Source organism: Dapis brunnea BLCC-M229 (genome assembly GCF_050015995.1).
Lineage (GTDB): Bacteria > Cyanobacteriota > Cyanobacteriia > Cyanobacteriales > Microcoleaceae > Trichodesmium.
Genome location: NZ_JBNHEP010000187.1, coordinates 1 through 7,215, shown reverse-complemented (window position 1 = coordinate 7,215; position 7,215 = coordinate 1). Strand labels below are relative to the sequence as shown.

Genomic DNA, 7,215 nt, shown 5'->3' with positions numbered 1-7,215 from the left:
CTAAAATATATCTAGTTTTCCCAGAGTAAGAACTTTTCTTATTAGCCATAAATTTCAATTCATCCCATTCCGATCTATCAGTAAATCTCAAAAATGGAATAGTTAGAGATTAGCAAGTAGGGGGAAGGCAAGAAGACACAATTATTGGAACCACAAAATACTCTGGAAATATTGACTAAAATATATCTAGTTTTCCCAGAGTAAGAACTTTTCTTATTAGCCATAAATTTGAATTCATCCCATCGCCTCAAACCTTAATACCTTGTTGAAAAACACTCTCTAATTTTAAACAACTACCTATTTAAACAACTATGATAAATTATATTCATTGCTCAAAAAATCATGGATTTTTTGTACTACTATATCTGGCATTTTTTCTGGTAAGTTATCCTCGCCAGAATTAATTAAATTAAGTTTAGCCATCGGCAATAAATCAGTATAGTATTTACTCATAGATAGAGCAAGATATGTATCTTTATAACCTTGCAAAATCAACGTTACTACTTTTAAAAAAGCCAAATTTCCTGCTAATAATTCAGCTTTTATTTCTGCCCACCTTCGCCGGAATAAAATTTTATTTCCTGTTGAATTAAGCAGCAATTTTTGTCTTATTTGTAGTAATTGCTTGACCTTAGTATGAATACCTAGTAGCCTAGCAAAAGGATATATTAATCGCAAAATCAAACATAAAAAAGAATGTCTCGGAGCCAACCAACGAAACAATTGCCAACGTAGTTTTACATCAGGAATATCAATTCCTTCAGGAGATAATAAAATTAAACCCAATAATTTATCTGAATATTTAAGAGCATAACTGGTAGCTATCCAACCTCCAAGAGAGTGACCAACTAAATATACCTTCTCTAAGTTTAAGGCAGCTATATATTCAGCCAAAGATTCTACCATTTCACTAATTGAGTAATTAGTAGAAGAAAATTGCGACTCACTAAATCCAGGTAAATCTGGTGCAAAACAATGGTAATTTAGACTCAATCCCTCCATAATTGATAACCACTGACTACTGTCATACCAAGTTCCATGTAGAAAAACTATATAATTTGAACCAGTACCAATTTCACGCCAAAATAATAGCCCACTAGACAAATTGACACGAGAATTAAGCCATACAAAGTGCATAAATATTCAATTGGAAAATTTCACAGATATCCCATACCGTTTCACGGAAGTCATGCATCGAGTGCGTAATTCTGAGGTTTCCTCAGAATGTAAGACGCACTCAAGACAGTCAAAACTCAAAAGTAATATCAATTTGAAAAAAGAATGTTACGCATAATCAGGGGAATTAAAATACTTTACCGAATAATTAAGGTTTAAAGCCTCTCCTTTAAAGGAGAAACAAGCGGTCGTTTGCGGAGCATTCCGTCAGGATGGGATGGCGAGGTCTCCTCGCTTGCCTCCAATCGACCAAGAGAAGAAAAAATTCTCACGCTCCGCGTCAATCCAATCCGTTTTAGGGAGAGGTAATTATCCATTAATTAAATGAAATGTCCCTTGGAGTAAACAATGAATATTAATGGCAAGAAATGGTATTTAAGCTATTCATTATGACTCCTGTAGGTAGCAAATCTGACGGCTTCCCTACCTGACTCCTAAAAAAACAGCCTAACTATTTGTAGCAAACATTTATGATGGTTAGTATTATACCATGCATGAAAAAATAATGTAATGAATAAAAAGGATAATTGAAAGACTTTACATGAGATGTCTCTTTGACTAAAAACAGAAACTCCACTCTAATAAATGATATTTAAGCTATTTATTCTGACTCCTAACTCCTAGAAATAGGCTAATTATTTATAGTAAACATTGATCGTGCTTGGTATTAGATATTGGGGAAAGACATTCAGTATAAAGTAGTTGTCAAACTAAGCATAAATGACTGATAAATAGTAAAATAGAAATTTTTTGATTTAACTAATAAAGATCTGCAAATAACTTTGTTATTAGGTAAAAGAATCGGTAAGCATTCAGCTCTTAGCAGTCAGCGCTTCAGCAAATAATGAATAATTCTTTATCAGGTTAAAGAAGGGTACTTTGGCAGTAATTTTTAATTCTCTCTCAATTTCTCAATTAATTGCTTTTACCTCTTTCTCTAATCAATAGCTGATAACGCAGTTTCTCTGCAAGAAGCGCTAATAGCTGATGGTTGAATAGTTACGAGAATAGAATTAATTAATTAATTAATTAATTAATTAATTAATCAATTAGAGAAATATTTAAGCTAAAGGTGATGGTTGAATGGTTACGAGAATAGAATTAATTAATTAGAGAAATATTTAAGCTAAAATTGTCAAACCACTCAAATAATCCTTTAATTGTCGATCGTAGTCATAACTAAGATCCTCTGGTAAAGATGTAGGTTCAAAAGCTTGAACATGACTAATCTCTAAGGTGTCTTTAACATCCATATTTCCCCGAACATCAGCTTCCAGCAGAATATTAATAGAATGTACTCTTGGGTCTCGATCGGGTGCAGAATATACTCCCACCAATCGACGAATTTTTACTAATTCTAACCCTGTTTCTTCAAATAACTCTCTTTTCGCGGTAGTCGAAACATCTTCGCCCCATTCAACCATACCTCCTGGTAGAGCGTATTGATTACTGTCGCGACGACGAACTAAAACTATCCGGCCATCAGGTAAAATAGGAACTATACTGGCACCCGTAAGAGGATGGCGAAATATTAAGCCAAGTACAGTTTGTCCAACTTGCCATAATCTACGCATAGGCTTAGGTATTAAAGCTAAAATAGAAAGCACTTTCAGTGATTATTTTTATATTTATAGCCAACAAAAATTTAATTTGTCAACTTAGATTAAATTCTAAATTAATGATGTTTTTTAGTAAGCATTCAGCTATCCTCTATGAGGTTCTCAGCTATTAAATTATTGCCTTTGAAGGAGGAATAAATACGGCAAGATTGAGCGATAATTAAAAATTACTATCAAAGCATATTAAGTAGAGCGTGGTAAATTTTGTACACTATGTATCAAATTTTAAATTAGCTCAAAAGTCAGTTACATAACTAAAGCTAACTCTACTTACGAATGAGAATTACAGCATTTTTGAGGATAGTGAGGTAAAGTTTAATACTAATCTCTATTCCCTATTCTCCAAACTAGTAAAACTTTGTACCTCATCAACTCCAAAACTGCTGTAAATAAAGTCCAGATTTTTTTTTTAGAACTCAGATGATATGGAGTTTAGGCAATTTAACTTGTGTAGATAATAAAATTCTCATTCCTTCGCTAATTTTCCCTATTAATTCAAAAGCTTTTGCCCCAGTATCCTCCAGTAAAAGCTGTTTGCCCAGGATAGCCTAAGAAAAGCCGATCGCTAATACTTGAATACTTACGTTATTTAAACTAATTAATTATAAGTCAAACACAACTAAGTTATAGTCTTGTTTTCCTTTAGTTAAAGTCCAATCTATTAATAGATGATATTTTTTTCCACAATATCATATCTAGTTCAATTCAGATACTGTTTTTCCTAAAATCAAAAAATGGCTGAAGTTTCTTTTGTCGATCGGTTATGGCGATCGCAATTTTTCAATCAATATTTCCAACATAAAAGCAGGTCAAAACCTTGACAATTTTAATAATGTAGGTCAAGCAAATTATCATCAAAAGGTTAGTAGAACATTGGACATATTATTATATCCCGATCAATTTCTAGTTAATCAATTTTTGACAATCCCGTATAAGTTTTTATTGGGTTGTGCTGCCAGTTAACCCAAGCTAATGCTTTGTCAAGCCTTAAATGTTGGTTTAGGATTTTCCAGAAAAACTAATATTTAACCTTGATTTTGCCATTTTTATATGGCCTTACTTTAAGCTTGACACTCCACTACTTTAGAGTTAGCAATAGCAATAGAAAGATAAAATCAACTTTCGACTTTTGCATTTTGACTTTTATTCTGGTGATGGGCAAACAGACAAATAAATAAATTTGGGCGTCGTCATCTTTTGTACTTCTTGATTGCCCATTGCCCATCACCAATAGTTAATTGTAATTAATTTTCTAGACTATCTATACTGAGGGGTACCATATCACCATTATTCGTAAGTCCTAATAACATAGCTTCACTTGGTCGTATCACTTTGCCAGTAAGTACACATCGTTCCTCTTGTTGAGCTGTTGCAGGTAGACTAGCTCGAATATCCGAATTGGACAACTGTGGCCGATAATCGCCAGACTTTTGCTGGACATAAGTCCAGAGGATATCTCGAATTAGAGCTTGATAGCCTTTATTATTGGCCAGTTTTTTCAGCCTATCCTTTAGCTCTTTTTCCAGACGAATGCTAGTAACTTCCATGTCAGTAGTTGAGGTTTTGGGAATTGTGTACATGATTTTTTTTCTCCTTAAAATTTAGGTAGACATCTCTGTAATATTAGTGTAGTATAAAAAAGGTGAGATTTGAAACCAACTTTTTGAGAGCCTTCTTGTGAAACATTCATTTATCCAAGCCATTGATCGGTCAAACAGCAACCTATTCAAGGGTTGTGTGACTACTTCATGGTTAAGTTTGGGAAAAATATTATGTGATGGAAGAGATTTTGCCGTTGATTATGGAGGCTCAGAACTAATCGAAAAAATTTATCACATTTTTCAGATTGAATGGCTAAATATCAGGTCAAATCAATTAGGAAGGGGAAGGTACAGACCGAAAATATCTGTACATAACTTAGACTAAAAGGTATAAATATCTTTTTTCTAGCCCCCGCTTCCGAATAAACAGAAGCAGGGGCTGTTAGTTTTAAATAGGATCGAGAAATAAAAAAAATAAAGTGAACCTTTGAATTTGGACAATCAATTGAGAAACCAGTCGCTATAAAAAATCTAAAATTTTAAATTAGGAGGTAAAGCAGTGACCAGTATGACTCAAGTATTAAACCAATCTGTAGTAGTATTTTCCCAGAATTACCTACCCATGACCCGCGTAAATATCAAGCGGGCGATCGCTCTATTGGTGACTGGTAAAGCTGAACCTCTAGATTTTGATAATGGAAGTGGCTGGCCTGTACGTTCTCCTAGTTTGGTCTTATATGTGCCTGAACAAATTCGCCTGACGATGGCCTCCCAAGAACGAGTGTGGAAAGTTCCTCCGGTCAACCGAAGGGAAGTATTAAAGCGAGATCATCATCGTTGTCAATATTGCGGTACTACTAAACGTTTAACCTTAGATCATGTTATTCCTCGCTCGAAAGGCGGTAAGCATACTTGGGATAATGTAGTTACAGCTTGCGAGAGGTGCAATGCTTTTAAAGGTAGTCGTACTCCCACTGAAGCAGGGATGAAATTATTACATCAACCGAAAACACCAATACATCCGACTATTGCATTTGCTGAACAGTTCTGGCGCGAACGGCAACACGAGGTTTAGAAGTTCCTAATTTTTTTTGCAGGAGCAGACCTGAAAAGTTGCTCATAAGTTTCGTTAGTTCTAGTGAAGTAACTAGAGCTAAATTTTGATGCTGTTATTTGGGAAGAGAGTGGCAAGGAAATTATCCTATAGCAGGGAAAAGGTAACAGGGAACAGGAAAAAGTTGAAAAAACATTTCCTAGTCTAAGATTCATCATTAGTCGTTAGTCCTAACCAATTCTTTCTTAGCTATAGATGCCAGATGTTGGGAACAAAACTAATTTCAATAACTGCAAAGAGTTTTGAGTTTTGAGTTATAGATTAATCACTCAATAACATCCGAAGCTCTTCACATTAAAAAAGGAGAGACCACCGGGAATGCTAAAGTTAACTTATACTGAATCTGGCTTTTATATGGAGCGTTTGGCTCAATCTCCTGAACAGTTGGTAGCACTGCGGGTAATGTTGGCTATGCGAGTTGGTCAAAAAATTGTAGTTGAACCAAGTTCTGCCGCATTTTTACTACCTGTAAATTTACCTGAGTTGTCGATGTTGGAGGTAGCTGTACAAAAGGAGGGTGGGGAAGATATTACCCTTTGCATTGCTGATGATGAATTTGTGGAAGTTAGTTTAGGAGGAAGTTGGATTACTGTAGATCCAGAACAAGAAAATGGAATTTTTATCACTGCTTTGAGCGATCGGATTGAGTTGTTACTTTTGAAGTTATGGCAAGCAACTGAGGCAAATGCGTCAGTCAGTCAGGAAGCTAGTGATTGTTGACATCCTCCCCGGCCTAAAGGCGCGGGGATTCCTACCGAGCTGAAGCTCCTTGGCGGGTTGACGTTTCACAGACTGCTGCCACCTTGGCGGTGGTCTTACGCTTGCCTCCACGTCCGTTTTTCGTCTCCGTTAGCGCAGCTCCTCCGTAGGAGGCATGCCCTCCGGCGACTAATATATTTATTGCTGCATTCTCATCTCTATCATGTTTTGCACCACAGTTGAGACACTCCCATTCTCGCACCTTAAGGTCTAGCTTCCCACCTTTAAAGCCACAATTTGAGCAAATTTGAGAAGTAGACTCCCAACGACTAATTACTCTGAAATCGCGACCATATTTTGCTGCTTTTCCTTCTAAAAAAGTTCTGAATGTTCTCCAACCTAAATCAGATATTGATCTGGATAATTTACGGTTTTTCACCATACCAGAAACGTTCAAATCTTCTAAAACAACTGTTTGGTTTTCACGAATTATTTTAGTAGATAATTTATGCAGAAAATCTGTCCTTGTATCTTTTAATTTGGCATAAAATTTAGCAACTCTTAGTCTCGCTTTTTCATACCTTTTAGATCCTTGAGTTTTATGAGATAATAACTTATATCAAGTCACATTAATTAACCATAATATAAGTATCTTCAGACATGACTTGAGGCCACCAATGGTAGAAAGTGATTCCTCGGAGCAAATCTGGTCTTCTCAGTAAATGGCAACAGCGTTGTTCAATCAGTTCTTCTACCTCTGCGATCGAGTCAAACGCCTGATTAGCCACAACTTCATTGACCTGCATGCCATAATCTCTCTGCAGGCTGTAGCTCAGGAGAGTAAGGAGGTAGGGGGAATAAGTGAATACCATCTGGCACCTCCAAGCGATAGAACTCCGTTCCGCTGACGCGAACGCTTGTATGCCACCCGGCTCGATCTAATACTAGAATTACTCGCTTTTTAGCCCCAATCTCAAAGTGCTGGGCAAAATCTTGCACTACCGCACTAAACAAATCTGTCCTGACTCGTGGTAATATCCACCAATAGGTTTGGCCTGTTTCTGGT

9 protein-coding genes and 1 pseudogene are annotated in these 7,215 nt (G+C 36.0%); 4 read left to right on the top strand and 6 right to left on the bottom strand.

Annotated features, from left to right (window positions below; genetic code table 11):
• Nucleotides 1–309: 309 nt before the first annotated feature.
• Both ACP6PM_RS21290 and ACP6PM_RS21285 read right to left on the bottom strand, forming a co-directional pair.
• Nucleotides 310–1,137 (bottom strand): alpha/beta fold hydrolase, encoded by an 828-nt coding sequence (locus tag ACP6PM_RS21290; RefSeq protein ID WP_426588152.1) that lies wholly within the window; start codon nucleotides 1,135–1,137, stop codon nucleotides 310–312.
• Between the two features lie 1,160 nt (nucleotides 1,138–2,297).
• A complete protein-coding gene (locus tag ACP6PM_RS21285; protein ID WP_426588156.1) occupies nucleotides 2,298–2,750 on the bottom strand; it encodes an NUDIX domain-containing protein in 453 nt (150 codons plus the stop codon).
• Between the two features lie 795 nt (nucleotides 2,751–3,545).
• Between ACP6PM_RS21285 and ACP6PM_RS21280 the strand changes: the two genes are divergently transcribed.
• Nucleotides 3,546–3,758, top strand: coding sequence for a hypothetical protein (locus ACP6PM_RS21280; RefSeq protein WP_426588150.1), 213 nt, complete (start codon nucleotides 3,546–3,548; stop codon nucleotides 3,756–3,758).
• 281 nt (nucleotides 3,759–4,039) lie between these two features.
• Here ACP6PM_RS21280 and ACP6PM_RS21275 read toward each other — a convergent pair whose 3' ends face one another.
• Nucleotides 4,040–4,375, bottom strand: a complete 336-nt coding sequence (locus ACP6PM_RS21275; protein ID WP_426588148.1) for a ribbon-helix-helix domain-containing protein — start codon at nucleotides 4,373–4,375, stop codon at nucleotides 4,040–4,042.
• Nucleotides 4,376–4,472: 97 nt separating this feature from the next.
• Here ACP6PM_RS21275 and ACP6PM_RS21270 point away from each other — a divergent pair, with 97 nt between their 5' ends.
• The 3 genes from ACP6PM_RS21270 (at nucleotide 4,473) to ACP6PM_RS21260 (ending at nucleotide 6,170) form a co-directional block, all read left to right on the top strand.
• The gene (locus ACP6PM_RS21270; protein ID WP_426588146.1) at nucleotides 4,473–4,721 is read left to right on the top strand and encodes a hypothetical protein; all 249 of its coding nucleotides are present in this window, start codon (nucleotides 4,473–4,475) and stop codon (nucleotides 4,719–4,721) included.
• Between the two features lie 174 nt (nucleotides 4,722–4,895).
• Nucleotides 4,896–5,411 carry an HNH endonuclease gene (locus tag ACP6PM_RS21265; protein ID WP_426588144.1) on the top strand — a complete coding sequence of 172 codons (516 nt, stop codon included), beginning with the start codon at nucleotides 4,896–4,898 and terminating at the stop codon, nucleotides 5,409–5,411.
• A gap of 357 nt (nucleotides 5,412–5,768) precedes the next feature.
• The gene (locus ACP6PM_RS21260; protein ID WP_426588142.1) at nucleotides 5,769–6,170 is read left to right on the top strand and encodes an alr0857 family protein; all 402 of its coding nucleotides are present in this window, start codon (nucleotides 5,769–5,771) and stop codon (nucleotides 6,168–6,170) included.
• 31 nt (nucleotides 6,171–6,201) lie between these two features.
• On the opposite strand, the pseudogene ACP6PM_RS21255 reads toward ACP6PM_RS21260, so the two are convergent.
• The 3 genes and pseudogenes from ACP6PM_RS21255 to ACP6PM_RS21245 all read right to left on the bottom strand — a co-directional run.
• Nucleotides 6,202–6,699 (bottom strand): annotated as a pseudogene (locus tag ACP6PM_RS21255) (RNA-guided endonuclease TnpB family protein); the annotation flags it as partial.
• Nucleotides 6,700–6,778: 79 nt separating this feature from the next.
• The gene (locus tag ACP6PM_RS21250) at nucleotides 6,779–6,955 is read right to left on the bottom strand and encodes a hypothetical protein (protein WP_426588141.1); all 177 of its coding nucleotides are present in this window, start codon (nucleotides 6,953–6,955) and stop codon (nucleotides 6,779–6,781) included.
• On the bottom strand, nucleotides 6,942–7,215 hold a 274-nt coding region (locus tag ACP6PM_RS21245), incomplete at its 5' end, for a transposase (protein ID WP_426588139.1). The genes ACP6PM_RS21245 and ACP6PM_RS21250, both read right to left, overlap by 14 nt.

Excerpts from the sequence above, each read along its gene's own strand:
- ACP6PM_RS21290 (WP_426588152.1), bottom strand. The coding sequence starts at position 1,137 with ATGCACTTTGTATGGCTTAATTCTCGTGTCAATTTGTCTAGTGGGCTA.
- ACP6PM_RS21285 (WP_426588156.1), bottom strand. The coding sequence starts at position 2,750 with ATGCGTAGATTATGGCAAGTTGGACAAACTGTACTTGGCTTAATATTT.
- ACP6PM_RS21275 (WP_426588148.1), bottom strand. The coding sequence starts at position 4,375 with ATGTACACAATTCCCAAAACCTCAACTACTGACATGGAAGTTACTAGC.
- ACP6PM_RS21260 (WP_426588142.1), top strand. The coding sequence starts at position 5,769 with ATGCTAAAGTTAACTTATACTGAATCTGGCTTTTATATGGAGCGTTTG.
- ACP6PM_RS21250 (WP_426588141.1), bottom strand. The coding sequence starts at position 6,955 with ATGCAGGTCAATGAAGTTGTGGCTAATCAGGCGTTTGACTCGATCGCA.